At 75.4% G+C, this 26,238-nt stretch carries 24 protein-coding genes; 10 read left to right on the top strand and 14 right to left on the bottom strand.

What is annotated here, in order from left to right:
- Window positions 1–66: 66 nt before the first annotated feature.
- The gene (locus tag ACFVXH_RS14195; protein ID WP_387823189.1) at window positions 67–4,293 is read right to left on the bottom strand and encodes a hypothetical protein; all 4,227 of its coding nucleotides are present in this window, start codon (window positions 4,291–4,293) and stop codon (window positions 67–69) included.
- Window positions 4,294–4,585: 292 nt separating this feature from the next.
- Here ACFVXH_RS14195 and ACFVXH_RS14190 point away from each other — a divergent pair, with 292 nt between their 5' ends.
- A complete protein-coding gene (locus tag ACFVXH_RS14190) occupies window positions 4,586–6,382 on the top strand; it encodes a protein kinase (protein WP_074002477.1) in 1,797 nt (598 codons plus the stop codon).
- A gap of 45 nt (window positions 6,383–6,427) precedes the next feature.
- On the opposite strand, the gene ACFVXH_RS14185 is transcribed toward ACFVXH_RS14190, so the two are convergent.
- Window positions 6,428–6,970, bottom strand: a complete 543-nt coding sequence (locus ACFVXH_RS14185) for a hypothetical protein (RefSeq protein WP_074002476.1) — start codon at window positions 6,968–6,970, stop codon at window positions 6,428–6,430.
- A gap of 162 nt (window positions 6,971–7,132) precedes the next feature.
- Window positions 7,133–9,379: a heavy metal translocating P-type ATPase gene (locus ACFVXH_RS14180; RefSeq protein ID WP_387823185.1), complete on the bottom strand. Its 2,247-nt coding sequence runs from the start codon at window positions 9,377–9,379 to the stop codon at window positions 7,133–7,135.
- 311 nt (window positions 9,380–9,690) lie between these two features.
- On the opposite strand from ACFVXH_RS14180, the gene ACFVXH_RS14175 reads away from it, so the two are divergent.
- The gene (locus ACFVXH_RS14175; protein WP_049651130.1) at window positions 9,691–9,972 is read left to right on the top strand and encodes a metal-sensitive transcriptional regulator; all 282 of its coding nucleotides are present in this window, start codon (window positions 9,691–9,693) and stop codon (window positions 9,970–9,972) included.
- Between the two features lie 66 nt (window positions 9,973–10,038).
- Window positions 10,039–10,938: a hypothetical protein gene (locus ACFVXH_RS14170; RefSeq protein ID WP_074002473.1), complete on the top strand. Its 900-nt coding sequence runs from the start codon at window positions 10,039–10,041 to the stop codon at window positions 10,936–10,938.
- 139 nt (window positions 10,939–11,077) lie between these two features.
- Here the strand turns inward: ACFVXH_RS14170 and ACFVXH_RS14165 are convergent, their stop codons facing one another.
- The gene (locus tag ACFVXH_RS14165) at window positions 11,078–11,779 is read right to left on the bottom strand and encodes an NAD(P)-dependent oxidoreductase (protein ID WP_074002472.1); all 702 of its coding nucleotides are present in this window, start codon (window positions 11,777–11,779) and stop codon (window positions 11,078–11,080) included.
- A gap of 123 nt (window positions 11,780–11,902) precedes the next feature.
- Here ACFVXH_RS14165 and ACFVXH_RS14160 point away from each other — a divergent pair, with 123 nt between their 5' ends.
- Complete coding sequence (locus ACFVXH_RS14160; RefSeq protein ID WP_074002471.1) at window positions 11,903–12,619, top strand: TetR/AcrR family transcriptional regulator; 717 nt, start codon at window positions 11,903–11,905, stop codon at window positions 12,617–12,619.
- A 224-nt stretch (window positions 12,620–12,843) separates the two neighbouring features.
- Here the strand turns inward: ACFVXH_RS14160 and ACFVXH_RS14155 are convergent, their stop codons facing one another.
- From ACFVXH_RS14155 to ACFVXH_RS14140, 4 genes are all read right to left on the bottom strand, one after another.
- Window positions 12,844–13,344 carry a hypothetical protein gene (locus ACFVXH_RS14155; RefSeq protein ID WP_380745557.1) on the bottom strand — a complete coding sequence of 167 codons (501 nt, stop codon included), beginning with the start codon at window positions 13,342–13,344 and terminating at the stop codon, window positions 12,844–12,846.
- Between the two features lie 135 nt (window positions 13,345–13,479).
- Window positions 13,480–13,875, bottom strand: a complete 396-nt coding sequence (locus ACFVXH_RS14150; protein ID WP_380745555.1) for a contact-dependent growth inhibition system immunity protein — start codon at window positions 13,873–13,875, stop codon at window positions 13,480–13,482.
- A 46-nt stretch (window positions 13,876–13,921) separates the two neighbouring features.
- Complete coding sequence (locus ACFVXH_RS14145; protein WP_380745553.1) at window positions 13,922–14,851, bottom strand: SDR family NAD(P)-dependent oxidoreductase; 930 nt, start codon at window positions 14,849–14,851, stop codon at window positions 13,922–13,924.
- A gap of 40 nt (window positions 14,852–14,891) precedes the next feature.
- The gene (locus tag ACFVXH_RS14140; RefSeq protein ID WP_380745551.1) at window positions 14,892–15,779 is read right to left on the bottom strand and encodes an SDR family NAD(P)-dependent oxidoreductase; all 888 of its coding nucleotides are present in this window, start codon (window positions 15,777–15,779) and stop codon (window positions 14,892–14,894) included.
- A gap of 72 nt (window positions 15,780–15,851) precedes the next feature.
- Between ACFVXH_RS14140 and ACFVXH_RS14135 the strand changes: the two genes are divergently transcribed.
- Window positions 15,852–16,790 carry a LysR family transcriptional regulator gene (locus ACFVXH_RS14135; RefSeq protein ID WP_387823177.1) on the top strand — a complete coding sequence of 313 codons (939 nt, stop codon included), beginning with the start codon at window positions 15,852–15,854 and terminating at the stop codon, window positions 16,788–16,790.
- Window positions 16,791–16,814: 24 nt separating this feature from the next.
- On the opposite strand, the gene ACFVXH_RS14130 is transcribed toward ACFVXH_RS14135, so the two are convergent.
- From ACFVXH_RS14130 to ACFVXH_RS14120, 3 genes are all read right to left on the bottom strand, one after another.
- Window positions 16,815–17,138: a hypothetical protein gene (locus ACFVXH_RS14130; protein ID WP_380745547.1), complete on the bottom strand. Its 324-nt coding sequence runs from the start codon at window positions 17,136–17,138 to the stop codon at window positions 16,815–16,817.
- A gap of 50 nt (window positions 17,139–17,188) precedes the next feature.
- A complete protein-coding gene (locus tag ACFVXH_RS14125) occupies window positions 17,189–17,353 on the bottom strand; it encodes a hypothetical protein (protein WP_380745545.1) in 165 nt (54 codons plus the stop codon).
- Between the two features lie 88 nt (window positions 17,354–17,441).
- Window positions 17,442–18,878, bottom strand: a complete 1,437-nt coding sequence (locus tag ACFVXH_RS14120) for an MFS transporter (RefSeq protein ID WP_380745131.1) — start codon at window positions 18,876–18,878, stop codon at window positions 17,442–17,444.
- A gap of 279 nt (window positions 18,879–19,157) precedes the next feature.
- On the opposite strand from ACFVXH_RS14120, the gene ACFVXH_RS14115 reads away from it, so the two are divergent.
- The gene (locus tag ACFVXH_RS14115; RefSeq protein WP_387823174.1) at window positions 19,158–20,063 is read left to right on the top strand and encodes an NADP-dependent oxidoreductase; all 906 of its coding nucleotides are present in this window, start codon (window positions 19,158–19,160) and stop codon (window positions 20,061–20,063) included.
- Between the two features lie 103 nt (window positions 20,064–20,166).
- Here the strand turns inward: ACFVXH_RS14115 and ACFVXH_RS14110 are convergent, their stop codons facing one another.
- Both ACFVXH_RS14110 and ACFVXH_RS14105 read right to left on the bottom strand, forming a co-directional pair.
- Window positions 20,167–21,300: a CU044_5270 family protein gene (locus ACFVXH_RS14110; protein ID WP_387823171.1), complete on the bottom strand. Its 1,134-nt coding sequence runs from the start codon at window positions 21,298–21,300 to the stop codon at window positions 20,167–20,169.
- Window positions 21,297–21,989: an RNA polymerase sigma factor gene (locus tag ACFVXH_RS14105; RefSeq protein ID WP_387823168.1), complete on the bottom strand. Its 693-nt coding sequence runs from the start codon at window positions 21,987–21,989 to the stop codon at window positions 21,297–21,299. Before ACFVXH_RS14105 ends, ACFVXH_RS14110 begins: the two co-directional genes overlap by 4 nt.
- 129 nt (window positions 21,990–22,118) lie before the next feature.
- On the opposite strand from ACFVXH_RS14105, the gene ACFVXH_RS14100 reads away from it, so the two are divergent.
- Both ACFVXH_RS14100 and ACFVXH_RS14095 read left to right on the top strand, forming a co-directional pair.
- The gene (locus tag ACFVXH_RS14100) at window positions 22,119–23,705 is read left to right on the top strand and encodes a serine protease (RefSeq protein WP_387823165.1); all 1,587 of its coding nucleotides are present in this window, start codon (window positions 22,119–22,121) and stop codon (window positions 23,703–23,705) included.
- Window positions 23,706–23,882: 177 nt separating this feature from the next.
- Window positions 23,883–24,236: a hypothetical protein gene (locus tag ACFVXH_RS14095; protein ID WP_387823162.1), complete on the top strand. Its 354-nt coding sequence runs from the start codon at window positions 23,883–23,885 to the stop codon at window positions 24,234–24,236.
- An 80-nt stretch (window positions 24,237–24,316) separates the two neighbouring features.
- On the opposite strand, the gene metF is transcribed toward ACFVXH_RS14095, so the two are convergent.
- Window positions 24,317–25,249, bottom strand: coding sequence for a methylenetetrahydrofolate reductase [NAD(P)H] (gene metF / locus ACFVXH_RS14090; protein ID WP_387823159.1), 933 nt, complete (start codon window positions 25,247–25,249; stop codon window positions 24,317–24,319).
- Window positions 25,250–25,480: 231 nt separating this feature from the next.
- Here metF and ACFVXH_RS14085 point away from each other — a divergent pair, with 231 nt between their 5' ends.
- On the top strand, window positions 25,481–25,801 hold the full coding sequence (locus ACFVXH_RS14085) for a heavy-metal-associated domain-containing protein (RefSeq protein WP_387823156.1): 321 nt from the start codon (window positions 25,481–25,483) through the stop codon (window positions 25,799–25,801).
- A 117-nt stretch (window positions 25,802–25,918) separates the two neighbouring features.
- A complete protein-coding gene (locus ACFVXH_RS14080) occupies window positions 25,919–26,200 on the top strand; it encodes a metal-sensitive transcriptional regulator (RefSeq protein ID WP_375875564.1) in 282 nt (93 codons plus the stop codon).
- Window positions 26,201–26,238: the final 38 nt, after the last annotated feature.

The following is a 26,238-nucleotide window of genomic DNA, read 5'->3' as shown; positions in this document are numbered from 1 at the left end:
CTCGGCCTGCGGCGTACGGTCTTCGGCGTACGGTCCAGGACGCTCCCGACTGCCGTGCGGTTGCCGTCAGTAGAGCGACCTGATCCGCATCTGCATGGCGTGCAGCTCAGGGTCGTCCGGGCTGTACTCGACGGCCGTGCGGGCCAGCTCCTTGGCCTCGCGCAGTTTCCGGGCGTTGGCCTGCTGGACGGCGAACGAGCCGTAGACGATGCCGAGTTCGCGGCACAGCTGGTCGGTGTCCTCCTGGGTGCCGGACAGTTCGAGCGCCTCCTCCAGCAGCTTGATCGCCGCCCGGTAGCGGCGGGCCTCGTAGTGGCTGATGGCCTTGCCGCGCCAGAGGCTGACCATCAGGCGGCGGATGTCGGTCGAGTCGTCGTAGGACCTGGCCTTCTCGAGCATCGCGGCCTGGTCCGCGAACGGCTTGTCCTGCATCGCATCCACCACGTGGTTGGCGATCAGCACCGAGACCCGGCGCGGGGCCTCGTGCTCGACCCCGCCCTCCCACTCCGGGTCGGCGCGCAGCGCCTCGGCCATCCACGCGACGGCGCGCCGGTGGTCGTCGGCGAAGGCGGCCGAGCGGGCGAGCTGGCGCAGGACGAAGATCAGGCCGATCCGGTGGTCGGGGTCGGGGTTGAGTTCGACGAGCGCCCGCCAGGCGCCGGCGGCCTCCTCCAGTTCCGCGTCGGTGGCGTCGGGGTGGCTGAGCTGGCCGGCCCGGTTGCCGAGGGCGGCCTCCAGGAAGTGCCGGGCGGTCGGGTCGCCGGGGACCAGCTCCAGGCTCTTCTCCAGCAGCCCGAGGGCGCGGGAGTAGTCCTTGTCCTCGTTGTTGATCTTGCGCGCCCACTGCGCGTAGGTGGCGCCGAGGTCGCCCCGCACCTCGGGGTCGTCGGGGGCCAACGCCAGGGCCTTCTCCAGGAGTTCGGCGGCTCCGGCCTGGTCGTCCAGGCTGTTCTTGAGCAGCGCGCGGGCGGCCCGGACCCCGGACTCGGCGGCGATCGCGGCGGCGTCGGCGGGCAGCCTGGCGCCGGGGACGGCCCGGGCGCGGGAGAGGCTGTCCAGGGCCTCGCGCCAGTCCTGGTTGCGGTGGTGCTCGCGGGCCTGGCTGACCAGGGACTCGCCGAGCAGTTCCTGCCAGTCCTCGCCGCGCCGCTGCTCGGGCACCGCGTCCAGGGCGGCGACGGCGGCGGCCTGCCGGCCCTGGAGCTGCAGGTAGCGCTGCGGGCCGAGTTCGCCGAACAGGCCGAGGGCCCGGGTGGGAGCGGGCGCGTCGGGGCCGGCCGGGCGCTGCCGCCAGGGCCGGACGGCCTGCTCGAAGGCCTCGGCCCAGCCGTCCGCTCCGGGCTCGGCGCGCAGCAGCCGGTCGAGGGTCGGGCCGAGCGCGAGGCGGCGGGCCGGGCGGCCGGGCAGGGTGATCCGGACGTCCTCCTGGGCGAGCGCGTCCGCGCAGTGGGTCTCCAGGCCGAGGCGCAGCGTCCAGGCGGTGACCTCGTCCCCGCTGCGCCCGGCGGCCCGGTCCAGGGCGCGCAGGTCGTCGCGGAGGCGGTCGAGCAGTCCGGTACGGGCGGCGGCCAGCCGCTGGGGCTCGGCGGTGCGGCCGGTGGTCCGGGCGGACTCGGCCCACAGCTCGGGCTGGTGCAGGGCGGCGACGAGGCTGCCGATCGTCCAGGCCCAGACCTCCTGGCCAAGGGCGTCAGGACCGTCGGCGGCGGCGTCGGCATCGGAGGCGGCATCGGCGGTTTCGGCAGCATCGGAGGCACCGGCGGCGAGCCGGTAGCCGGCCAGGCCGAGCGCGTGCAGCACCCGGGGGTGGGCCGGGTCCCTGAGCAGCAGCTCGCGGTAGGCCTCCCAGGCCTCGCGGTGGCGGCCGTCGAGGACGGCCTGGTGCGCCTCGTGCTCGGCGAGCAGGGCGAGCGCGCCGGCCACCCGCTCACGGCCCGGCACCTCACGCCCCGGCACCCCGTCGCCGGGGACGGGCTGGAGCGCCTGGCGCAGGTCGACGGCGGCCTGGCCGAGCCGACCGGCGGCGAGGGCGGCGCCGGCCCGGCGGACCAGGACGGCCGCGCGGGCCGCCCCGGCCTCGGCGGGCACCCCGGCCAGGGCCTCGTCCAGGCGGCCGAGTTCGGCGCGCAGCAGGGCGAGGTCGGTCCGGACGGGCACGGCCGCGGCGCCGTCGCCGAGCGCCACGGCCCAGCGGGCGAGCACCGGTTCGGCCTGCTCGGGGGTGCCGGCCCGGCGGGCGCAGTCGAGGACGGCGCGCAGCGCGGGGGCGGAGCAGCGGACGCAGCGGGGCGGGGCGGCGGCCTCGGGGGCGTGCTGGTGGTCGGGGCAGGCCTCGCGGCCGCAGCCGCCGCAGGTGCCGGTGGCGGGGCGGTCGCAGAGCGCGCAGTCGCCGGCCGGCTCCGCCGCGGCCGTGCCGGAGGTGAGGAAGTGCCGGTACCAGTCCAGGGCGGCGGCCCAGTTGCCGGCCCGTTCGGCGAGCAGGGCGCGCAGCCGGGCGGTCGCCGGGTCGCCGGCCGGGTCGGGCGGGCCGAGCAGGGCGATCGTCCGGGCCGGGCGGCCGGCCAGCAGGGCGACGGCGGCCAGGTGGTAGCGGTCGCGCGGGCCGTGGTCGGCGTCGAGCAGGGCGGCGACCGGCTCCGGGGTGCCCTCGGCCAGGGCGAGGGCGGCGCGCAGCCGGGCCTGGCGGTGGGTGAGGGCGCCGGGCAGGGTGTCGGCGAGGGCGAGTGCGGCGGCGGCGCGGCGGCGCGGTTCGGCGTGGTCGCGGTCGGTGACCAGCAGGTGGGCGGCCTCGCGCAGGGCGGCTTCGCGCAGCGCGGCGCGGTAGCCGGGGGCGTCCGGGTGCTCGGCGGTGGCCCGCTGCCAGAGTTCGCGGGCGGCCGTCGGGTCGGTGTCCAGCCGGGTGCGGGCGAGCCGGTCGCGGGCCAGGGCCCGGCGGGGGCGCAGGTCCTCGTCGTCCAGTGCCTCCCAGCGGGTGAGGGCGCCGGCCGGGTCGCCGGTGCGGGCGAGGGCGAGGCCGTGGTGGAAGGCGGCGACGGCGGTCCAGCGGGTGCCCGGTTCGGTGCCGGCCCGGGTACCGGCGGCGGCCCCGGCGGCGGCCCCGGTGTCGGCCTCGGCGCGCAGGAGCGGCTCGGCCTCCTCGGCCCGCCCGGCGGCGAGCAGGGCGGCGCCGAGCCGGACCCGGGCGGGGCGCCAGTCGGGGGCCGCGCCGAGGCCGGCCCGGTAGTCGGCGGCGGCCTCGGCGGGGCGTTCGGCGCGCTCGTGCACCAGGGCGAGGCCGAACCGGGCCGGGGCGAAGCCGGGCCGGACGGTCAGGGCGGCGGTGAACTGCTCCCGGGCCCGCTCGTCGGCGCCGAGCAGCAGGGCGAGCCGGCCGAGGGCGTAGCGGGGGCGGGGGTCGGCCGGGCTCTCGCCGGCGGCGGCCGCGAGGTCGGCCCAGGCCGCCTCGGTGGCGCCGAGGCGCTGGCGGGCCAGCCCGCGGAAGAGCAGGCCGTCGGTGCGCAGGGCCGGGCCGCGCCCCCACGGGGAGGGTTCGCCGGGGCCGCGGCGCAGCGCCTCGTCGAAGGCGGCGACGGCGGGTTCGTCGCGGTGCAGGGTGTAGAGCTGGGCGCCCCAGCGGAACCAGAGTTCGGCGCTGCCGGAGGGGGCCGCGGCGGCGAGCAGGGCCTCGGCCTCGGCGGCCCGGTCGGTGGCGCGCAGCAGGGCGGCCCGGGCGAGCACCGGCCAGTCCCGGCCGGGCAGGGCGGCGAGGGCGCGGGCGGTGGTGTCCTCGCGCTGCTCGGGGGCGCCGTCGCGGCAGCGGTGCTGGAGCCAGTCGACGGTGCGGGCGACGGTCTCGGCCTCCGCGCCGGGCTCGGGGCCGGCGGCGGTGGCCTGGAGGTGGGCGAACAGCGGGCCGAGGTCGCCGTCGGGGGCCCGCAGCCGCTCCTCGGCGAGCAGGCGCAGGCTCCACCGGGGCAGTTGCCGGGCCGGGTCGGCGAGCAGCGGGTAGGCCTCGCGGTGCAGGGCGAGGGTGGCCTCCTGGTCGCCGGTGGGGACGGTGGCCTCGGCCTGGCCGAGCAGGGCGAGGCCGCGCTGCGGGCCCAACTCCCCTGGCGCGTCGGCGAGTCGGCGGGCCAGCCGGGCGTAGCGGCGGCGGGCCTGGGCGTCCCGGCCGGCGGCGAGCCGGGCGGCGGCGGCGGCCAGTTCCCTCGCCACCGTCGCGGCGTCCAGGGCCCGACGGCGGCGGGCCAGCACGACGGCGGCCGCCGCACCGGCCAGCGCCACCACGACCAGCAGCACCGCTAACAGCGCCATGCACCGTCCCCCTGGGTTCGGACACCATCCATCCCATGACCAACTGGCTTCTGGAGATCATGAGTTGACGTCGTGTCGTGATGTTGCTCGGGCGCCATCAGAATAGGCCCTCGATCGGACAGCCGAACAGGAAAGCGCACTATCCTGGGCAGCGCGGCAGCCGTACGACAGCAGCACAGCAGCAGCTCGTCGGGAGCGGAACGGCAGCACAGCCAGCAGCGCACCGGCGGTACCTGAACCGGCGCGTCAACAGCGGTCAACCGTCGGGGGTCGAGTGTCGGAGTCGCGTTGGGTGCCCGGGCTCCGGTTCGGGCCGGAGTTCGACCCCGAGCAGTACGAACTCCTGGAGTTCCACCACCGGGGCGGCGAGGCCGAGGTGTGGCGGGCGGTCCGCACCGGGCACAACGGGCGCAAGGAACTGGTCGCCGCGAAGATCATGCTGGAGCGCGACCCGGGCGAGGTGCGGCGCTGGCTCGGCCGCTGGGACGACGTCTCGCACAACGCGCACCGGCTGGGCGTCACCGACCTGGTCGTGCCCAGCTTCCTGCTCGGCCCCTCCCCGCACCGGCCCGGCACCCCGCCCGGCGGCGCGCTGCTGGGCTACCAGATCTCGCCCTGGGTCGAGGGCGTGCCGCTGCACACCTGGGCGCGCGGCCAGCGCGGCGGCCCGCCGGCGGTGGCCGAGGTGCTGGCCCGGCTCTGCCGGATCGTCGACGAGCTGCACCGCAAGCGCTGGGTGCACCGCGACATCTCCCCCGCCAACGTCCTGGTGGACGGCCAGGGGCAGGTCAAGCTGATCGACCTGACCTTCCTCGCCCCGCTGGACCACGCCCTGACCGTCGCGGTGTTCACCCCCGGGCACGTCCCGCCGGAGGCCGAGCAGGTCGGCGGCTTCCCGACCACCGCCAAGGACCTGTTCGCGGTCGGCACCCTCGCCCGTACCCTGTTGCTGCCCGACCACGGCCGCCTGGACCACCGGCTGGCCGCCGAACAGGCCCGCGCCGAACTGCTGGCGGCGGGCTACGGCGAGGAGTTGGCGCGCTGGGCCTGCGAGCCGCTGGCCCGCGACCCGGACCGCCGCCCCGCCCCGCTCGGCCCGTGGGCCGCCCGGGGCCGTGAACTGCTGCGCGCCCACCGGCCGGTGGCCCGTACCGCAGGCCTGGCCGTGCTGCCCGACCCGGCCGGGCGCCCGCTGGTGGTCACCGGCGGCGCCGACGGCACCGCGCTGACCGGGCCCGGCAGCCCCGGCCGGGCCCTCCCGGCAGGCCAGGGCCTCTCCGCCGTACGGGAGTTGACGGCCGGCTGGGCCGGACACCCGGGCGAGCTGGTGGTCTGCGCCGAGGACCGCGGCGGCACCCTGTGGGTCGGTACGGCCGCGGGCTGGTGGGAGGCCGCGCGCGGGGTCAACGGCCTGGCGGGCGCGGTCGGTTCGGCCGGGGAGATGACGGTGTGGGCGGCCGTCGGCGGCGCGCTGCGCTCGTACCGCTGGGCGCCCGGCCGCACCCTCACCGGCCAGGAGCACCCCGGCTGCCCGGCCGACCGGGTGCTCGCCGCCGAGGAGGAGCGGCCCGGCAGCTGGCTGCTGCTGGTCGAGCACCGCGAACGGCTGCTGAGCTGGCGGCCCGGCGCCGCCCGACCGCCCGTCCCGGTGGGCCCGGCCGGTCCGCTGCGCGCCGGGGCGCTGGCCCGCACCTCCGCCGGACCGCAGGCCGCCGTGCTGCGGGCGGACGGCTCCGTCCAGCTGCACACGCTGGGCGCGGGGGCGGGGACAGCCGGGGCGGGAACGGAGGCCGGAACGGAGATCGGCGACGGCGAGCCCTCGCTCGGCCTCGCCATGGTGGGCCACCGCGGCGGCCCGACCGTCGCACTGGCCGGAGCGGGCGGCGTACGGCTGCGGCTGCCGGCCGGCGGCGCGTCCCGCCGGCCGCGCTGGTGGCGGCCCACGCTGCGCCCGGCCACCCGGGTCGCGCTGGCCATCGGCGACGACTGGCGGCTGTGCCTGGCGGCGGTGGTGGAGGGCGAGTTGCAGGTGTGGCAGGAGGACGCGGCGTACCGCTGGCAGGCGGTGGAGCTGCCGGAGGAGGGTTAGCGTCGGTGCGCTTCCGGGCAGCCCTGGAGCAGTTCGTCGGAGGGGTCAGGCCGTGGCTTCCGGGCAGCCGTGGAGGAGCTCGGCGAAGGCCGCCCTGGCGGCGTCCCGCGGGAGGATCCGTTCCGCCCGGCGGCCGTCCGGCGTGCTGATCACGTAGCGCTCGGCGTGGTACGAGAAGTCGTCCCAGGGCTCCCAGGTGTGGGCGCGCAGCAGGGTCCGGCCGCAGCGGGTGCAGCCGATCCACGGGACGAGGACCAGGTCGGCCAGCTCCGGTTCGCTCCATCCCGTCACCACCTCGGCCTCGTCGCGCTCGCCGTCCAGCAGCCGTACCGGGGCGGGCGCGCCGTCGCCCGGGCAGCGCAGCAGGCCGGGGGCGAGCCGCTCGCGCTCCCCCCACTCCTCGGTGAGCACGGAGATCTGCGCCCGGTCCGTGCCGCCGATCGGGATCTGGCGGGCGAGCAGGCCCTCGACCAGCAGGCCGAGCCCGCTCTCCTGCTCGCCGACCGCCCGGCAGTCCTTGACGCCCTGGGCGGCGTCGGCGGGCAGGAGGTCGGCGATCCGGTGCCAGAGCGCGGTGTCTTCGTCCATGGGTCGGACTCTAGTCGCGGGCGATCGGCGCTGGTCGGCCAGGGTCTGCGGCGGCGGCGCGCACCGAGGCCCCGGAACCCTCGTGGGGTTCCGGGGCCTCGGCCCGGCGGTGGGAGCGGCCCGGCGGTGCGGACCGGCCCGGCGGCTCCGCGGCTCAGCTGCTCAGCGGAAGCGGCGCAGCCGGAGGCTGTTGCCGACCACGAAGACCGAGGAGAAGGCCATCGCGGCCCCCGCGATCATCGGGTTGAGCAGACCCGCCGCGGCCAGCGGCAGGGCGGCGACGTTGTAGCCGAAGGCCCAGAACAGGTTGCTCTTGATGGTGGCCAGGGTCTTGCGGGAGAGCCGGATGGCGTCCGCCGCGGCCAGCAGGTCGCCACGGACCAGGGTGAGGTCGCCGGCCTCGATGGCGGCGTCCGTGCCGGTGCCCATCGCCAGGCCCAGGTCGGCCTGGGCGAGCGCGGCCGCGTCGTTGACGCCGTCGCCGACCATCGCGACGACCTTGCCCTCGGCCTGCAGCCGCTTGACGGTGTCGACCTTGTCCTGCGGCATGACCTCGGCGATCACGTGCTCCGGCCCGATGCCGACCTCGGCCGCCACGGCCTCGGCGACCAGCCGGTTGTCGCCGGTGAGCAGCACCGGGGTCAGGCCCAGGGCCCGCAGCCTGCCGATGGCCTCGGCGCTGGTCGGCTTGACCGCGTCGGCGACCTCCAGCACGGCCCGGGCCTCACCGTCCCAGCCGACCGCGATCGCGGTGCGGCCGGCCGCCTCGGCGGTGCGCTTGGCCTCGGCCAGCGCCTCGGGCAGGTACTGCGACCACTCGTTCAGCAGGGCCTCCCGGCCGGCCACCACGGCGTGGCCGTCCACCACGCCCTGGACGCCCAGGCCCGGGACGTTCTCGAAGCCCTCGACGGCGGGCAGTTCGCCGGCCTTGGCGGCGGCGGTGGCGATGGCCCGGGCGATCGGGTGCTCGGAGGCGTGCTCCAGGGCGCCGGCCAGGCGCAGCACCTCGGCCCGGTCCACGCCCTCGGCGGTGTGCACGGCGAGCAGGGTCATCTGGCCGGTGGTGACGGTGCCGGTCTTGTCCAGGACGATGGTGTCGACCTTGCGGGTGGACTCCAGGACCTCCGGGCCCTTGATCAGGACGCCCAGCTGGGCGCCACGGCCGGTGCCGACCAGCAGGGCGGTCGGGGTGGCCAGGCCGAGGGCGCACGGGCAGGCGATGATCAGCACGGCGACGGCCGCGGTGAAGGCGGCGGTCCAGCCTTCGCCGGTGCCCAGCCAGTAGCCGAGGGTGGCCACCGCGAGGGTGATCACGATCGGGACGAAGACCGCGGAGATCCGGTCCGCGAGGCGCTGGGCGGCGGCCTTTCCGTTCTGGGCCTCCTCGACCAGCCGGGCCATCCGGGACAGCTGGGTGTCGGCGCCGACCCGGGTGGCCTCGACCACCAGCCGGCCGCCCGCGTTGACGGTGGCGCCGGTGACGTTGTCGCCGACCCCGACCTCGACCGGGACGGACTCGCCGGTCAGCATCGAGGCGTCCACCGCCGAGGCACCCTCGACCACCGTGCCGTCGGTGGCGATCTTCTCGCCCGGCCGGACCACGAAGCGGTCGCCCACGGCGAGGTCGGCGATCGGGATGCGCACCTCGGCCCCGCCGCGCAGCACCGTCACGTCCTTGGCGCCCAGTTCCAGCAGCGCCTTGAGCGCGGCCCCGGCGGTGCGCTTGGAGCGCGCCTCGAAGTAGCGGCCGGCCAGGATGAAGGCGGTGACCCCGGCCGCCGCCTCCAGGTAGATGTTGGACGAGCCGTCGCCGCGGGCGATGGTGAACTCGAAGCCGTGCCGCATGCCCGGCATCCCGGCGTCGCCGAAGAACAGCGCCCACAGCGACCAGAGGAACGCGGCGGTGGTGCCGAGCGAGACCAGGGTGTCCATGGTCGCGGCGCCGTGCCGGGCGTTGGTGAACGCGGCCCGGTGGAACGGCCAGGCGGCGTAGGTGACGACCGGTGCGGCGAGGGTCAGCGACAGCCACTGCCAGTTGTCGAACTGGAGGGCCGGCACCATCGCCATCGCGATCACCGGCACCGCGAGCGCCACGGCGGTGAACAACCGCTGGCGCAGCGGGGCCAGTTCGTCGGCCGGCTCGGCCTGCCCGGCGCCCGAACCCCCTTCCGCGGCCGGGGGCTTGGGCAGCGCGGCGGTGTAGCCGGTGGCCTCGACGGTGGCGATCAGGTCGGCGACCTCGACCCCGCCCTCGAAGGAGACCTTCGCCTTCTCCGTGGCGTAGTTGACGCTGGCCGTGACCCCGTCCATCCGGTTGAGCTTCTTCTCGATCCGGGCCGCGCAGGAGGCGCACGTCATGCCGCCGATCGAGAGTTCCACCTCCGCTGAGGCGGGTGCCTGCGTAGTCATCGTCGCTCCTCGTGACGTCGTCGTGCGGTACGTTCGGCGGCCGGGCCCTCGTACCCATGGGGGGTATCGGGCGGTGCCGGGTTCATTTATACCCCTGAGGGGTATCGTCCGCAAGACCTGACGGATACCCCCTGCCCGTATTTTTCGGGGGCGGCGACTGCTTGACTTGATACCCCCATGGGGTATTCACTCGTGGGCATCGAGCGGCGTCGAGCCGCATCGAGACGCACCAAGGCGCACCAAGGCGCGTCGAGCCGCATCAAGTCGCATCACGTCGCACCGAGCCCCCGCCGGAACCCGAGGAGGACCCCATGGCCGGCTACCACAACGACAAGGACCAGCTCCTGCGCCGCCTGCGCCGCGTCGAGGGCCAGATCCGCGGCCTCCAGCGCATGGTCGACACCGACACCTACTGCATCGACACGCTCACCCAGGTCTCCGCCGCCACCAAGGCCCTCCAGTCCGTGGCGCTACAGCTGCTCGACTCCCACCTCGCCCACTGCGTCCACGACGCCATCGCGGGCGGCGGGGCCGAGGCGGACGCCAAGGTCGCCGAGGCCACCCAGGCCATCGCCCGGCTCATGCGGGCCTGAGCGCCCGGCCCGTCCCCCTTCTGTCCTGCCGTCCTGCCGTCCCGCATCACGAGGAGAAACGCCGCCATGAACACCCCGCTGCGCATCACCGCCTTCACCGCCGGGCTCGCCGCCGCCTTCGGCCTCGCCCTCGGCGTCGGCCACGCCACCGGCAACGGCCCCTCCCCCAAGCCCGCCACCGCCGCGCACGGCGGGCACGCCGGGCACGGCGCGGAGCCGACGGACGGCGGCGCCGAGCACCTGCCCGGCGGGCTGCAGGTCTCCGAACGCGGCTACACGCTCAGCGTCGAGAACCCGTTCGTGACCGCCGGCTCCCCCACCGACCTGCGCTTCCGCATCCTCGGCACGGACGGCAAGCCCGTCACCGCCTACCAGCAGCAGCACGAGAAGGACCTGCACCTGATCGTCGCCCCGCGCGACCTGTCGACCTTCCAGCACCTGCACCCGACCCTCGCCGCCGACGGCACCTGGAGCGCCCAGACCGCCGTCCCCGCCGCCGGGGAGTACCGGGTCTTCGCGGACTTCACCCCGGCCGGGGCGACCGAGGGGCTCACCCTCGGCGCCGACCTGCACGCCGCGGGCGACCTGCGGCCCGCCCCGCTGCCGGAGACCGGACGGACCGTCACCGTCGACGGCTACACCGTCACCCTCGGCGGCGACCTCACGCCCGGGCGCAGCGGCACGCTCACCCTCGGCGTCAGCAAGGACGGCCGGCCGGTCACCGACCTCCAGCCCTACCTCGGCGCGTACGGCCACCTCGTCGCCCTGCGCGCCGGCGACCTCGCCTACCTGCACGTCCACCCGGACACCGGCACCCCGGGCCCGGAGATCGGCTTCACCACCACCGCCCCGAGCCCCGGCAGCTACCGCCTCTTCCTGGACTTCAAGCACCAGGACACCGTCCACACGGCGGCCTTCACCGTGACGACGGAAGGCGCCGCCGCCCCGGCCGGCCACCAGCACTGAGCGGGCCCGTACGAGAGGTGCCGGGCGATCCCGCGGGGGGATCGCCCGGCACCTCTGCTGTTCACCCGATCGGGTGTGGAGCGGCTTGCCGGAGCACGGCGAGGAGAGAGGTTCCCGGGTGGATCTCGACTACGACCTTTCAGTACCCCACCGTGAAGCGGCGCTGGACGAAGCGCGGCAGCTCCGCCTCGTCGACCAGGGCGATCGCGGCGTCCTCCACCGATATGCGACTGCGTCCGTCCGCGTCCAGGACGAATTGGTCACCACCGGTCCGGAAACGGCCGGTACGCTCGCCGGGAGCGATGTCCTCGGCCGGGCTGAAGTAGGTCCACAGCCGATTCGAGGTTCGCAGGACGGTCAGGGCGTCCCGGTGGCCGCGCACGGCGGCCGCGTACTCCCGGGGCAGTCCGAGCGCGTCGAGGCTCTCATGGATCAGCTCGTCATGGTCGGCGCGCACCACGCCCGGTTCGACCTCCAGGCTTCCGGCACCGCCGATCACGAGCAGGCGCGTCCTGGGGTGGCTCTCCAGTGCCGTCAGCAGCGCGCGGGCGGCAGTCGCGTAGACCGTGGGGTCGGCGATGGAGCGACGGACGGTGTCGGCGAAGTCCTTGGCGGCGTTGCCCGGCTGGAATCCGCTGATCAGCACGTCCAGGCCGGGCAGCACGGCCGCGATGCTCGCCGCGTCGAGGACGTCGACGTCGGCCCAGGTGATGTTCTCGCGGGTCTCCTTGATCCGTGAAGTGTCCCGACCGAAGGCCGAGACCAGGTGTCCGCGCTGAAGCGCCTCGGTGACGACCCGGCTGCCGATGCCGCCAGTGGCGCCGATGACTCCGATGTGCATGGTTCTCCCCTCAACCCGCCTGCGAATACGGCGACATGACGGACCGTCGGTCGCCACGGCGAAAACTATACGGCGTGAAGTTTCGATACGCCAACCAATCTGGTGACACTGTAGAGTGTCCGCATGGCGGCTACCGGGACCACAGGACGACGCGAGCGGCTGCGCGCCGAGACGACGGCCGAAATCAAGAGCGTGGCATTGGCGCTGATGGCCTCAGGCGGCCCCGACGCCATCACGCTGCGGGCCATCGCCCGAGAGATGGGCATGACCGCCAACGCCATCTACGGCTACTTCGCCACCCGCGACGATCTGGTCACCACGCTCATCAACGACGTGTACACCGCGCTGGCCGACGCCGTGGACGCGGCCTGGGAGGCCGCCCCCGCCAAGGACCCGGCGGTCCGGATCCAGGCATGGGCCACCGCCTTCCGGAACTGGGCCGTCGCCAACCCCGAGGGCTTCCGCCTCGTCTACGGTGACCCGGTCCCCGGCTACCACGCCCCCGAGGGCGGCGCCGCCCCGGACGCCGCGCGCCGGGTGTGCACAGGACTCGCCGCACTCGCGGCGGCTGCCTGGCCCCACACCGAACACCTCTACCGAGACAGCACGTTCGAGTGGCCCGACTTCGACCCCGGGCTCCGCGACAAGGTGCGCGAGGCCTTCCCGGATCTGCCCCCCGCCGCCGTCGCACTCGCCCTGCGCATCTGGGGACACCTGCACGGCCTGGTGTCACTGGAGATCTACGGCCACCTCCACACTCAGATGGCCAGCCCGGACAAGCTCTTCCGCGAGGAACTGGCCCAGCTCGTCCGAGCACTGGGCATCCCTCACCAGGGCTGAGCGGCTCCGCCGCGCAGCCCGGATCGGGCTTGTCCCGCGGCCCGGTGAGGGTGAGGAGGAGCGGAACACCGGTTCAGGACCTCGTGCGGGTCGGGGGCCTCACACCTGTCCGCAGCCACCAACACCTGAAAGCAGTTGCGCGAGAAGTCGGCCTGGCCGACTTCTCGCGCAAACCTTCCCGCCTCACGCCACCTGCCCTTTGACGGGCCGGAGCCCTGGCCCGATCAGCGCTGGATCTCGGCCCGCGCCCGCTCGTCCGGCGTGCCGATGTCCCAGAAGCGGACGATTCCATGCGCGCCGGCGTAAGCGCCCGTACCGCCGGTGACGGCCATGTCGAGCGGGGCACTCGATCCCTTCGTCCAGAGCGACTGCATCGCCAGGGAGCCGCCCTCGACCTCCATGGTGATGAGGCACTGCTTCGTCACCTCCCCACCGTGGAGCTGGACGACCTGGCACGATCCGCCCCCGCGTCCGACGCTGCGGCCGCCCTGAACGGTGGCGCCGGAGTAGACGTCCATGTCGCCCAGGCTCGGCCCGGCCTGGCCGAGGTCCAGCACCTCGTACTGGTCGTTCTGGACCTTGAGTTCGAGCACCTCGACGCGTCCCTTCCGCAGGCTGTCGGCGTCCGCGGTGCCCACGGCGGCGAATCCGATCGCGGCCGTGGCCAGCGCGGCGGCGACGAACCTCCTGGCCGTCAGGTACCTGCTGCTTCCGTTGGTGCCCATGCTGGGTCCCCCTTCGCTGTGAACTCGTGCGCGAACTCCCTCGACGCTATGACCCGCGAGCCGGCCTTTTCCAAGACCAATCCCGTTATCGCGCCATACCTTCGCGGGCATGATCGGCTCACAGCGGAGCAGGTCCTACCAGGACAGGAACCCCTCGACGTCGCGTTTCAGAGGCTGCGGCACCTCGGCCAGCTCCGAGACGATCGAGCGCACCTCCCACCTGAGTTCGGGGCGCTCCCGCCAGACCGCCTCGCCCCTGGTGAGCACGGCGGCCAGCAGATCGCCCTCGTACATGTCGCCTGCCGCCAGCGGGTCGGCCCGCAGGACCTCCACCGCCAGCGGCAGGAGGTGGGCAAGGCCGACGTCCTGCCTGATCAGCAGCCGCAGGTCTTCGACGGTCAGGCCGCCGATCGGCCGGCGCCGAAGCTCGCGCGCGGTCGCCACGAGCCGGGTCTCGCCGCCCGAAGGGGCCGGCCGGCGGTCGTGCTCAAGTTCCTCGAGCGAGCGGTCACGGTCCACGATGCGAGTCACCGGCCGATCGTCCCATGTCGGCTCTCGAAAGCTGTCCGAGCGGCGGTCAGCCGGAGGACTTCACCGACTCCTCCGACAGGTCCCAGAGCCTCCGGGCGTTCTCGCCGTCCAGCGCGTAGCGCGCGACGCCTTGCAGCGGGACGCCTCGGCGGTCGAGCACCTCGGCCTCGTCGCAGTCGGCGAAGTAGCGGCCGCCGACGCCGTCCAGGAGGGGTGAGACGGCGAGCAGGACGGAGGTCGCCGCTCCCTGGGCGACCGTCTTCATCAGCTCGGGCGGGATGGTCCCGCTGCCCTGGCCGTCGGTGTGGCGCTGGAGGTTGGTGAGGATCGCGCCGGGCATCAGGGCGTTGGCGGTGATGCCGTCGCCGGCCCAGCGGCGGCTCGCCTCGACCGCGAACAGGACGTTGGCGGTCTTGGACTGGGCGTAGGCGAGCCACGGGTCGTACGGGCGGAAGGCGAAGTGGACGTCGTCCCACACGATCGGCGACCGCTGGTGGGCGCTGGAGCTGACCGAGACGATCCGGGCGGCGCCGTCGGCGGCGAGCGCGCGGTGCAGGCCGGTGGCGAGGGCGAAGTGCCCCAGGTGGTTGGTGGCGAACTGCCACTCCCAGCCCTGCTCGGTGTACCGCTCCGGGCAGGCCATCACGCCGGCGTTGTTCACCAGGATGTGCAGCGGGCCCTGCCAGGCCTCCGCGAACGCGGCGACGGAGGCCAGGTCGGTGAGGTCCAGCCGGCCGACGTGCACCTCCCGGTTGCCGGTGGCCGCGGTGATCTCCTCGGCGACCCGCCGCCCGGCCGCCACGTCGCGGACGGCCAGCGTGACGGCGGCGCCGGTGCCGGCCAGCACCCGGGCGGTCTCCGTGCCGAGGCCGGAGGCGGCGCCGGTCACCACGGCGCGGCGGCCGGTGAGGTCGACGCCCTGCGCGACCTCGGCGGCGGTGGTCGCGAAGCCGTACGGCGTAATGATCGCGTTCATCGGTGAACTCCTCTTCGGGGAAAGGGTGTTGTCGACGCCCTCACGGTACGAGCAGGCGGTCCTGCTCGGTCGGCGGCGTGCCGCCGTACCAGTCGAGCGGGCGGCCCGCGCGGACGAGTTCGCCGTACAGGGCCGGGTCGACGGGCTCTGCGAACACCAGGTCCAGGATGTCCGCGGCCGCCACCGCGGGCGGGCGCGCCTCGCGGTAGTCGCCGAACCAGGGGCGCGAGGTCGCGGTGTCGACCATGCCCGGGCAGACGGAGGCGATCAGGATGCCGGCGGCGAGGTCGCGCTCGCGCCGCTCGGCGGCGACCGCCCGGACGGCGGCCACCTGGGCCACCTTCGAGGGCACGTTCAGCCAGCGCGGCCAGCCCGCCTCCCCGGCGGTGCCGTGGTGGATCGCGGCGCGCCAGGACTCGACGGCGTACTCCACCTGGTCGAGGGTCGCGCCGTCGAACAGGTGCCGCAGCCGGGGGTCCAGGTGGCCGAGGGTGCCCAGGCTGCTGGCCACCACGAGCAGTCGGCCGCCGGGGCGCAGCACCGGGGCGAAGTCGCGCAGCACGGCGTGGGTGGCGGTGTTGGAGACGTCGATGAACTCGTCGGCGCGCTCGGACTGCGACTCGCCGGGGAGCAGCCGGGCGACGGCGTTGGACAGGACGATGTCGACGCCGCCGTGCTGCTGCCGGAGTTCGTCGGCGAGGCGGGCGAGGGCCTCGGTGTCGGTGACGTCCAGGACCCGCCCTTCGACGCGGCCGCGGGTGTCGGTCGACCGCGCGACCTGGTGGGCGGCCTCGGTGACGCGCTGCTCGCTGCGGCCGGTGAGCAGGACCAGGTCGGCCGGCCGCAGGCGGGCCGCCAGGCCTTCGGCGAGGGCCCGGCCGAGGCCCTGGTTGGCCCCCGTGACGAGGGCGGTGCGGGGATCGCTCATACCGACCACGGTAGGAACCGGCGCCTCCATGAGTCCAACGAAACTCTCGCACCTCTGCTATGCGTAGACGTCATGGACTTCACGGACGTCTCGCTGACCGCGCTGCGGGTGTTCCGGGCCGTGGCCGAGCAGGGCACCTTCACGGCGGCCGCGCAGTCGCTGGGGTACACCCAGTCGGCGGTGTCCCGGCAGATCGCCTCGATCGAACGGGCCGCGGGCGCGGAGCTGCTGGAACGGCGCCGCGAGGGCGTCCGGGTGACGGCCGCCGGGCGGGTGGTGATGCGGCACGCGACCGTCGTGCTGGACGAGATCGACGCGGCGGCCCGCGAACTGTCCGGCCGGCCCGAGGAGGGCGGGACGGTCCGGCTCGGCTGGGTGCCGACCGCCGGCACCACGCTCGTCCCGCAGGCCCTCGCCGCGCTGCGGCGCAGCGCCCCGGGAGTACGGGCGACCAGCCGCGAGGGCGGCACGGCGACGCTGGCGCGGGCCCTGCGGGCGGGCGGCATCGACCTCGCCCTGCTCTCCTCGGCCCCGCCGTTCCGCGCCCCGGACACCGAGTCGCCGCCCCTGGTGCTGCAGACCCTCACCGAGCGCGCCCTGTGCCTGGCCGTGCCCGCGGCGCACCCGCTGGCCCGCGGGGAGTACGTCGACGTGGCCGACCTGCGCGGGCAACGGTGGATCGCCGGGCCGTCCGCCGGGGCCGACCGGCTGATGGGGGTGTGGCCGGGGCTGGACGAACGGCCCGAGATCGCCCACACCGCCCGCGACTGGCTCGCCAAGCTGCACCTGGTGGCGGCCGGCGGCGGGCTGACCACCGTCTCCCCCGCCATGGCCGCCGCCGCACCGCCCGGCGTACGCGTCCTGCCGGTACGCGGCGGCCCGCAGGAGGTGCGGCGCCTCCTGCTGGCCCGCCTCCCGCAGCCGCCCACCGACCCGGTCCGCCGCCTGGCGGCGGCACTGCGCGCGGCAGCGGTGGCGGAGGCGAACGGCGGTTCGCAGGAGGCCCGTTGAGCCCCGCGAGCGTCAGTCTGCGGGTCAGTCCGCGGCTCGTCGGTCCGCCCCGGGCGGCGGGACGGGCCCGAGGTCGGCCTCGGGCTCGCGGGTGAGGACGGCGAGCAGGGCCGGGTCCGCGTACACCTCGGCGCTGTGCTGCCACTGGGTGAGCAGGAGCTCCACCGGGGCGAGGTCGTCCGGGGCCACCGCGCCGCGCGCCGTGTCGACCAGTTCGGTGATCAGGGTGTCGAGGTCCCCGTCGGGCAGGACGGTGCACCAGGGCAGGGCTACGGGCAGAGCCTGCCGCAGTGCGGCGGCGTCTCCGGCCCGCGCGAGCTCGGCGAGTGCTTCGGGGGTGAAGTCCACGACTGAGGAGCGTACTTGAGGCGGGGAGGATCGAGTGCGGGCGCGAGTGGTCAGCGGCCCGGGCGGCAGGGGGCGGGGGTGCCACGGGTCGGGTCGGCGGTGACGGCCGCCGTGACGGCGGCGGCCAGGCAGGCGATCAGGCAGCGGGTGACGGGGTGGCGTACGGCGCGCAGCAGGGCCGGCGGGCGTGTGGCGGGGGCCGGGTGGTGTGTCATCGGGGGCTCCTTCGCGTGGGGGTACGGCCGTCGGGGGCCGCGTCGGTGGACGCGGCCCCCGGCGGGGCGGGCGGGGTGGTGGGCGTCCTCACGCGGCCGTCGCGGACTTCGTCCCGGCGGCGTCCGCGCGCCCGGGGCGCGGGGTGCGCAGGGTGGCCGCCGCGAGCAGGCCCCCGGCCACCGCGATCGCCGCGGCGCCGAGGAAGGCAGCGGAGAAGCCCGAGGTCAGACCCTGGACGGTGGCGTCCGGGGTCCGGGCGCCGGCCAGTGCGGTCATCGCGGCCAGGCCGAGCGCCGAGCCCACCTGGTAGCCGGTGTTGACGATGCCGGAGGCGAGGCCGCCGTCCTCCGGGGGCGCGCTGGAGATCGCGGTGCCGAGGGAGGGGATGAAGGCGAGCGCCATGCCGGTCGCGGCGAGCAGGGAGGCGGGCAGCACGTCGGTCCAGAAGTTGCCGTCCGGGCGGGCCAGCGAGAGCCCGGCCAGGCCGGCGCCGAGGGCGAGCATGCCGGTGACGACCAGTGCCTTGGGGCCGAAGCGGGCGATCAGCCGGGGCGCCAGGGTGATCATGATGCCCATGATGGCGACGGTCATCGGCAGCAGGGCCGCGCCGCTGGCGAAGGCGCCGAGGTGGAGGACCTGCTGGAGGTAGAGGTTCAGGAAGAACCACATCGGCACCCAGGCCGCGGCCAGCAGGAACTGGGCGAGGTTGGCGGCGCCGAGGTTCGGCACCCGGAAGATGCCCAGCCGCATCAGCGGCTCGCGGCGCCTGCCCTGGACGACCAGGAAGGCGGCCAGCAGCACGGCCGCGCCGGCCAGGGTCAGCAGGGTCGACGCGGAGGCCCAACCCGCCTCCGGGGCACGGACGACGGCGTACACGGCGGCGGCCAGTCCGGCGGTGACGGTGAGCGCGCCGACGAGGTCGATGCCGCCGCGGCGCCGGGGCGCGGAGGGCATCAGCGCGGGAGTGGCGAGCAGCGCGACCACGGCCACCGGGATGTTGATGTAGAACACCCAGGGCCAGCTGACGTACTGGGTGATCAGGCCGCCGAGGAAGACGCCCGCGGTGCCGCCGGCCGGGGCCGCCGCGCCGTACAGGGCGAAGGCCTTGGTCAGTTCCTTCGGGTTCCCGCCGAAGAGCGTCATCAGCAGGGTGAGCGCCGAGGGGGCGATGAGGGCGGCGCCGAGGCCCTGGACGCCGCGGCCGGCCAGCTCGGTGGGCACGTTCCCGGCGAGGCCGGCGAGCAGTGAGCCCGCGCCGAGGACCGCCCAGCCGGCGCTGAACAGGCGGCGGGCGCCGAGCAGGTCGGAGAGCCGTCCGCCGAGCAGGAGCAGGCCGCCGAAGGCGACCACGTACGCGTTGAACACCCAGGACAGGTCCTCCTGACCGAAGCCGAGGGCGTCCTTCATCCTGGGCAGGGCCACCCCGATGATCGAGGTGTCCATGATCACCACGAACTGCGCGGCGGCGATCAGCGCCAGTGCGCGCCACCTCCGGGGGTCGGGCCCGGTGCTGTCGGTTGCCATCTCTTACTCCCTGTCTGTGAGGGGTATCGGCCGGGGGCGGTGCCTCGCGGCGATCGCCGAGGATCGCCAACTCGCAGGACGGGCACGGTGGATGTGCCGGTCGACGACCCCGGTGAGGACGACCGAGAACATACCCTAGGGGGGTAGGGTTTAGTCAACGGAGCCGGGGCGGCGGGGAACGGGGCCCGGCGGCGGGAGGCAGCCCGCGAGGGCGGGGAATCCGGCGTCCACCGGCGGGGTTTCACCAGGCGTCAGCACCCGCCTCGTGAAGGGCCCTCCGTGCGCGCCATCCAGATCGACCGTTTCGGCACCCCCGAGGTCCTCGACCTCGTCGAGACCCCCCGGCCCGCGCCCGGCCCCGGGGAGGTGCTGGTCCGGACCGTCGCGAGCGGCATCAACCCCGTCGACGACAAGACCCGGGAGGGGGCCATCGGCGAGGGCGCTCCCCCGCTGCCGACGACGCTCGGCTGGGACCTGGCCGGCGTCGTCGTCGACGGCGGCGACAGCCCGCTGGAGGCGGGGGAACGGGTCATCGCCATGTCCCACCAGCTCGGCACCACCCGCGGCACCTGGGCCGACCTGGTCGTCCTCCCGGCGGAGGCGGTGGCCGTCGCGCCGCGGGCGGTCAGCCTGGTCGAGGCCGCCACGCTGCCGCTGCCCGGGCTGACGGCCCTGCAGACGCTGGACTGGCTGGCGGTGTCCGCCGGCGAGCGGCTGCTGATCGCCGGTGCCGCCGGCGCGGTCGGCGGGCTCGCCCTGCAGATAGCCCGGGCGCGGGGCGTCGAGGTCGACGCCCTGGTCTCCCGTGACGCGCAGGCCGGCTTCGCCCGCGAGCACGGCGCGGGGCTCGTCTCCACCGACCCCGCCGCCTTCCGGGGCCGCGGCTACCACGCGGTCTTCGACACCTTCGGGGCCTTCGTCACCGACGCGGTCGCGGACGGCGGCCGCTACGCCTCGATCGCCACCCAGGCCGGCCCCGTCCCGGACCTCTCCGCCCGCGGCGTGCGCACCACCGTCCACCAGGTGCGCGAGGACGGCGCCGGGCTGGCCGAGTTGGCCCGGCTCGTCGACGACGGCGCCCTGCGGCCGCGGGTGCACGCCACGTACGGGCTCCAGGAGATCCGGGCCGCGCACGAGCGGTTCCGCGAGGGCGGCCTGGCCGGGAAGATCGTCGTGACGTTCTGACCGCCGCCCTCGGCCGCCTCACCCGCGAGCGGCCCTCGGCCGGGCCGCGCCCACCGCACCGGGGCCCTCATGGAGGAACCCGGTGCGGTGGGCCGGCACCGGACTACCGGGCTGGCGGCGGGAGTTCGCCGACGCGGTCGGCGGCGGCCCGGGCGAGGACCGCGGAGGTGCCGACCACCGTCCCGGCCGGGCCCGCCTCGCCGTCCTCGGCGAGGACCGTGCGCTCGCCGAGGAACGCGTACGTGCTCCGGTCGAAGACCCACTGCGTCTGCCGCCCGTACGCCGTACGGGCCACGGCGACGCCCTCGCGCCCGGCGGCGTCGACGGCCGAGGCGACCACCGTGACCCCGGGGATCCGCTCGGCCGCCCGGTAGAGCTCGGCGGCGACCTGCGGCGGTGCCCAGGTCTCGGCCAGCAGGTCGCCGATCGCCGTGAACGCCCGCTGGTCCGGGTCCTGGCCCTGGCCCCGGGTCTGCTCCCTGACCAGCCGCAGCAGGGCGTCCGGGTCGGTGGGCAGCGCGGCGACGAAGGCGTGGGTCGGTTCGCCGACCGACGGACCGCTCCCCCCGCCGGGCACCTCGGGCCGGGCCGTCGCCCCCGGCTGGTCGAGGTGGAGGACCGGCCCGTCCTCGCCGAGCCGGCTGTCCGGCCCGCCCTCCTCGCGCAGCAGGCCGGGGCGGCTGCCGTCGGCGGACAGCCACACCTGCCGGGTGTGCGCGGGCGCCATCGTCACGGGGCCGCCGCCCGCGCTCTGCGCCGCGTAGGCGACCCTGCTCTCGATGTAGACGAACTGGTCGGCGCGGACCGCCGGTTGCTCCGATCCGGCGGCGGCGAGGGCGATGCGGTCGAGCAGCCGTACGGCTTCGGAGCCGCCGGTCGCACCGCCTCCCGCCACCGCCGCGTGGTCGCGCCCGGGCGTCCCCGCGCCCCCGAGGTCCGACGCCACGACGCCGACCACCGCCAGGGCGCAGGCGAGCGCAGGCACCGCGATCCGGAACCGGGCCGAACGCCTGGCCGGGCGCCGGACCGGGCACCCGGCCGGACGCCGGAGCGGGGCTCGCAGAGCGGGGCGGCCCTGCGGCTCGGCGGCCTGGCGCAACAGTGCCTCCCTCAACAGCAGTCGGCGGTCCGCGTGCAGGCCGGGCACCGCCGGCGGGGGCAGCAGCCCGGCGAGTTCACGGCGCTCCGACTCCTCGGACGCCGGGCGCTGCGCGGCTCGCCGTGGGGTGGCGTTCATCCGTGGCTCTCCTGGGTCGACGGCCGGAGCGCGGGGAGGCGGCCCGGTACGGGCAGGGCGGGGGCGGCGGCAGCGGCGACGCGGACAGGGACGGGAGCGGGAGCGGGGACGGCGGCGCGGGCCCTGGCTTCGGCCTTCGCCTTCACTTTCGCCTCCGCCCTGGCCTCGGCCTCGGTGAGTTCGCGCAGCCGGGCCCGCGCCCGGGACAGCCGCGAGCGGACGGTCCCGACCGGCGTGCCGAGCGCCTCCGCCGCGCTCGCGTAGTCCAGCCCGGCCCACACCACCAGCGTGAAGACCTCCCGATCCCGGCGCCGGAGCCGGGCGAGCGCCCGGCGCGCGGCCCGCAGCTCCTCGACGTCCGCGAGGTGCGCGACCAGGTCGTCGGAGAAGTCCGGGACGGCGCCGCGCTCCGGGATCCGGGCGAGCGCGAGGTCGCGGCGCCGCCGGGCGCGGGCGTTGCGGCGCATGACGTTGGTCGCGATCCCCAGCAGCCACGGGCACAGGCCGTCGCCGTCGGGGTGCAGCCGCTCCCGGCCCCGCCACGCCTCCAGGAAGGTCGTCGAGACGACGTCCTCGGCCTCCGCCCAGTCGCCCGTCACGCGCAGGGCGTAGCGGTACAGCACCTGGGCGTGCTCGTCGTAGAGCTCGCCCAGGACGTCGGGGTCGCCGCGGCGCAGACGCGTTCTCATGAGTGCTTCCACACTCTGCCCTGCCCGGTCCGGCACCCGGGTTCCGGTGACGTGCGTCACATGCCCCGACCCACCGTGGATGTGGCCCGGCTCACAGGAACTCCGGTGCCCCTCCGAGCAGTACAGGACATGACCACAGCTTCCGCTCCCCGCTCCGTTCCCCGCCGGAACGCCCTCCGGGCCCTGGCCGTCGCCGTCGCCCTGGCCGGCGCCCCGACTCCCGCCCTCGGCGGCCCGGCCTTCGCCGCCGAGCCGGAGACGTACACCCTCACCGTCCGGCACCTGGACCGCGCCGGCCAGGCGACCGCGCCGTACCGGACCAGCGTCACCGGGATCTCCGGCCCCGGCGCCGACACCTCGGTCCGGCTGGACGCCCCCTCCGGCGTCACCACCGTACGGCTGCCCAAGGGCCGGTACGTGCTGGACAGCAACCTGACCTCGGGTCTGGAGCCGGGCGGCACGATCTGGACGGACTGGATCGTCCAGCCGCGCCTCGACCTCGACCACGACACCACCGTCACCGTCGACGCGCGGACCACCGCCCTCGTCGACGTCCGGCCCCCGGACGGGTCCGCGCGCTTCCGGCACAGCGGGATGTTCGTCGAGGTCACACACGAGGGTGCCACCAGGACCGTCAACGTCGCCAACGGGTCGCCGAACCTGCGCGTCGCCCACCTCGGGCCGCAGACCGAGGCCGGGGCGGTCAAGCAGTGGTTCGACGTCAACTGGGACACCGACACCGGCGGCTACCTGCTCGGCCGGACCTCCACCGGCACCCGCGCGCTGACCGGGCTCAGCAAGCACTACTCCGCGCAGGAGCTGGCCACCGTGAACATCCGCGGCGCCGCCGGACCGGGCGGCGCCGCGACCGCGCTCGTCAGCCTCCAGCCGAGCGACGGAGCGAGCATCGGCGAATCCCGGAGCGTCACCACACCCGGCACCGCCACCTTCCACATCGCACCCGAACGCGGCACCTGGGACATCGGCGTCACCGTCCCCCGCGCCGACGGCAGCCGGCCGACCTACTACACCGAAGACCGCGTCGCCGTACGGGCCGGGGCCACGACCACCCGGACCTTCGACGGCCCGGTCTTCGGCCCCGCGCTCACCGACCGCCCCGCCGTCTCCCGCGACGGCGACCGGATCACCGCGGACGTCCCGCTGCTCGCCGACGGCGACGGCCACGTGCCGTGGACCCCCTCGTTCGACACCGCCTACACCTCGCTGTACCGCGACGGGGTGCTGGTCGGCGCCGCCTCCGACGCCGCCGGGCGCGGCGAGTTCACCGTCACCCCGGGCACGGCGGGCTACCGCCTGGCCACCACCGTGACCCGCAAGGCCGCGGCCGGCGCGACCACCCGGGTGACCGCGTCCTGGACCTTCGCCTCCGCTACCACCGCCGCCCCGACCGCGCTCCCGGTCAGCGTCGTACGGTTCGCCCCCGAGCTCGACCCGACCGGCACCGCGACGGCCGGCAGCGCGCTGCGCATCCCGGTCACCGTGCAGGGCGCCGCCGCGGACGGCCGCGTCCGCTCGCTCACCGTCTCCTCCTCCACCGACGGCGGCGCCTCCTGGACCCGCCTCCCCGTCGACGCCGGCGCCGTCACCGTCCACAACCCCCCGGCCGGCACCGCCGTCTCCCTGCGCGCCGAACTGACCGACACCGACGGCAACACCCTCGACCAGTCCATCACCGAGGCCTACCGCACCCGCTGACCGTCCCGTTGCGCCGAACCCTGAGCGATCCTCACCGAGGCCTGACGGATCACACCGTGTCTCATCGAAGGTCAAGCAGGCAGAGCAGGGCCCTGCTGTGCCTACCGGATCCGAGATCGGCTCGGCCGGGATCCCGGCCGAGCCGGTTCGCTCACGCCTCTGGCCACGGTGGAGTCGGTGGAGGACAGGGTTCGCGCGCCTGCCGGCCCACAGTCGGTCGGCCCCGTGGTCCTTGAGAAGATCTCGTTCATGAGTGAGGATCCGAGGGCCCGAGAAGCCGTGTGGGCGGATGGAAAGAACCTGTACGACGTCGTCCCCGCTCTCGACGCTGTCATCGGGATCATCGGGCGGGATCTGGTCCTGGGCGAGTACTCGCTGGCGCATGCCACGGCGCACATGGCAGCGGAAATGATCGTGGAGCAGAGGGAATCGACAGGGATCCACGACGAGGGGACGGCATTGCTCGTCGTCCGTGCACTCGCCGAGTCGGCCGCCGCGACGGAACGCGCGAATGATGGACTCCGTTCGTAGCGAGGCGCCCTCCGGCGCCGGCCTCCTCGGGTGGGGAGGCCGGCGGCGGACTGGTTCGGCTTCGCCGTTCACCGCAGGGGTCAGGCCGCGGTGGGGGTCAGGGGGCGGGGGGTCGGGGTGGTGAGGGCGAGGTTGCGGTGGATCTCCAGGGCGGCGGTGGAGCGGTTCAGGGTGATGTAGTGGAGGCCGGGCGCGCCCTCGTGGAGGAGGCGTTCGGCCATCCTGGTGGCGTGGTCGACGCCGATGCGGTGGGCGGTCGCCCGGTCGCCGCGGGCCGCCTCCAGTTGTCGGGCCAGTCCGGTGGGGAAGGAGGCGCCGCTGAGTTCGGCGAAGCGGCTGATCTGGCGTACGTCGGTGGCGGGCATGATCTCGGGGATGACCGGGGTCGCGCAGCCGGCCGCGGCCAGCCGGTCGCGCAGCCGCAGGTAGTGCTCGACGTCGAAGAACATCTGGGTGACGGCGTAGTCGGCGCCGGCCCGGCACTTGGCGACGAAGTGCCGGATGTCGTCCTCCCAGTCGGCCGAGCGCGGGTGGCGCTCGGGGAAGGCGGCGACGCCGACGGTGAACGCGCCGCACTCCTTGACGAGTCGGACGAGTTCGGCCGCGTAGCGCAGGCCCTGCAGGTGGGGCTCCCAGCGGCCGTTGGGGTTGCCCGGCGGGTCGCCGCGCAGGGCGAGGACGTCGCGGATGCCGACGTCGGCGTAGCGCCGTAGGACGGCCTGGAGTTCGGCGGTGGAGTGGCCGACGGCGGTGAGGTGGGCCACCGGGCGCAGGGTGGTCTGGGCGGCGATCAGTTCGGTGGTGCCGATGGTGCGGTCGCGCGAGGAGCCGCCGGCGCCGTAGGTGACCGAGACGAAGGTCGGCGCGACCGCCTCCACCCGCCGGATCGCCGCCCACAGGGCGCGTTCGCCGGCCTCGTCCTTGGCGGGGAAGAACTCGAAGGAGTAGGTCCGTTCGCCGGCCGCGAGGATGTCGCGCAGGCCGCGCGGGGTGCGCCGGGTGGTGTGGTCCATGGGTTCACCTCAGGTGGTGGGGTCGGTCGTCCGGGGATGCGGGGGAGCTCCTCCACCCTGCCCCGGCACCCGCAACAGGACTGTCACATCGGGTCGTTGACGGCCCACTCCGGGCGGCGGAAGGTGCTCCGGCAGCTCTAGCAATTACCCTAGGGGGGTATGGTATGTTCGAAAGGAAGCAGCCGCCCGGGCAGTCCGGCCGGCGCCGGGCACCACGACAGGAGCACACCCATGAGCGAGACCACCGTCACCGTCGAGTCCGCCGCCGCCGAGGCCACCTCCTGCTGCGGCTCGTGCGGCACCGGCGCCGGCGCGGCACCGGCCGCCGAGTCCGGCCTGACCTCGGTCTTCCAGGTGAAGGGCATGACCTGCGGCCACTGCGTCTCCTCGGTGACCGCCGAGTTGAAGAAGCTCGACGGCGTCGAGGAGGTCGCCGTGGACCTCGCCACCGGCCGGGTCACCGTCGGCAGCACCCTGCCGCTCGCCGACTCCGACGTGGCCGCCGCCGTCGACGAGGCCGGCTACGAGCTGGTCCGCCGCGTCGAGGCCTGAGCCTCCGACGTCGGCCCGGACGGGAGGGCGCCACCCCGCCCGTCCGGGCCGACTCCCCCTCGGCACGCCCCCGGTAGAGTGAGCGCACGCCTCACCGCACAGGAACCGGAGACGGCCATGGCCGGCTACAGCTCGCACAAGGACGACTTCCGCAAGCGGCTCCGCCGCATCGAGGGCCAGATCCGCGGCCTCCAGCGCATGGTCGAGGAGGACACCTACTGCATCGACGTCCTCACCCAGGTGTCCGCCGCCAGCCGCGCTCTCCAGTCCTTCGCCCTCCAACTCCTCGACGAGCACATCGAATGCTGCGTCCGGGACGCCATCGCCGAGGGCGGCCAGGAGGCGGGCACCAAGATCCGCGAGGCCAACCAGGCCATCGCCCGCCTGGTCAGGTCCTGACCGCGTTCCAGCGGTGACGGTTCCTCCGACGGCCCCCG

It is taken from the genome of Kitasatospora sp. NPDC058184 (assembly GCF_042883725.1).
Lineage (GTDB): Bacteria > Actinomycetota > Actinomycetes > Streptomycetales > Streptomycetaceae > Kitasatospora.
The sequence above is the reverse complement of the archived record's forward strand: the minus strand, read 5'-3'. Positions and strand labels throughout refer to the sequence as shown.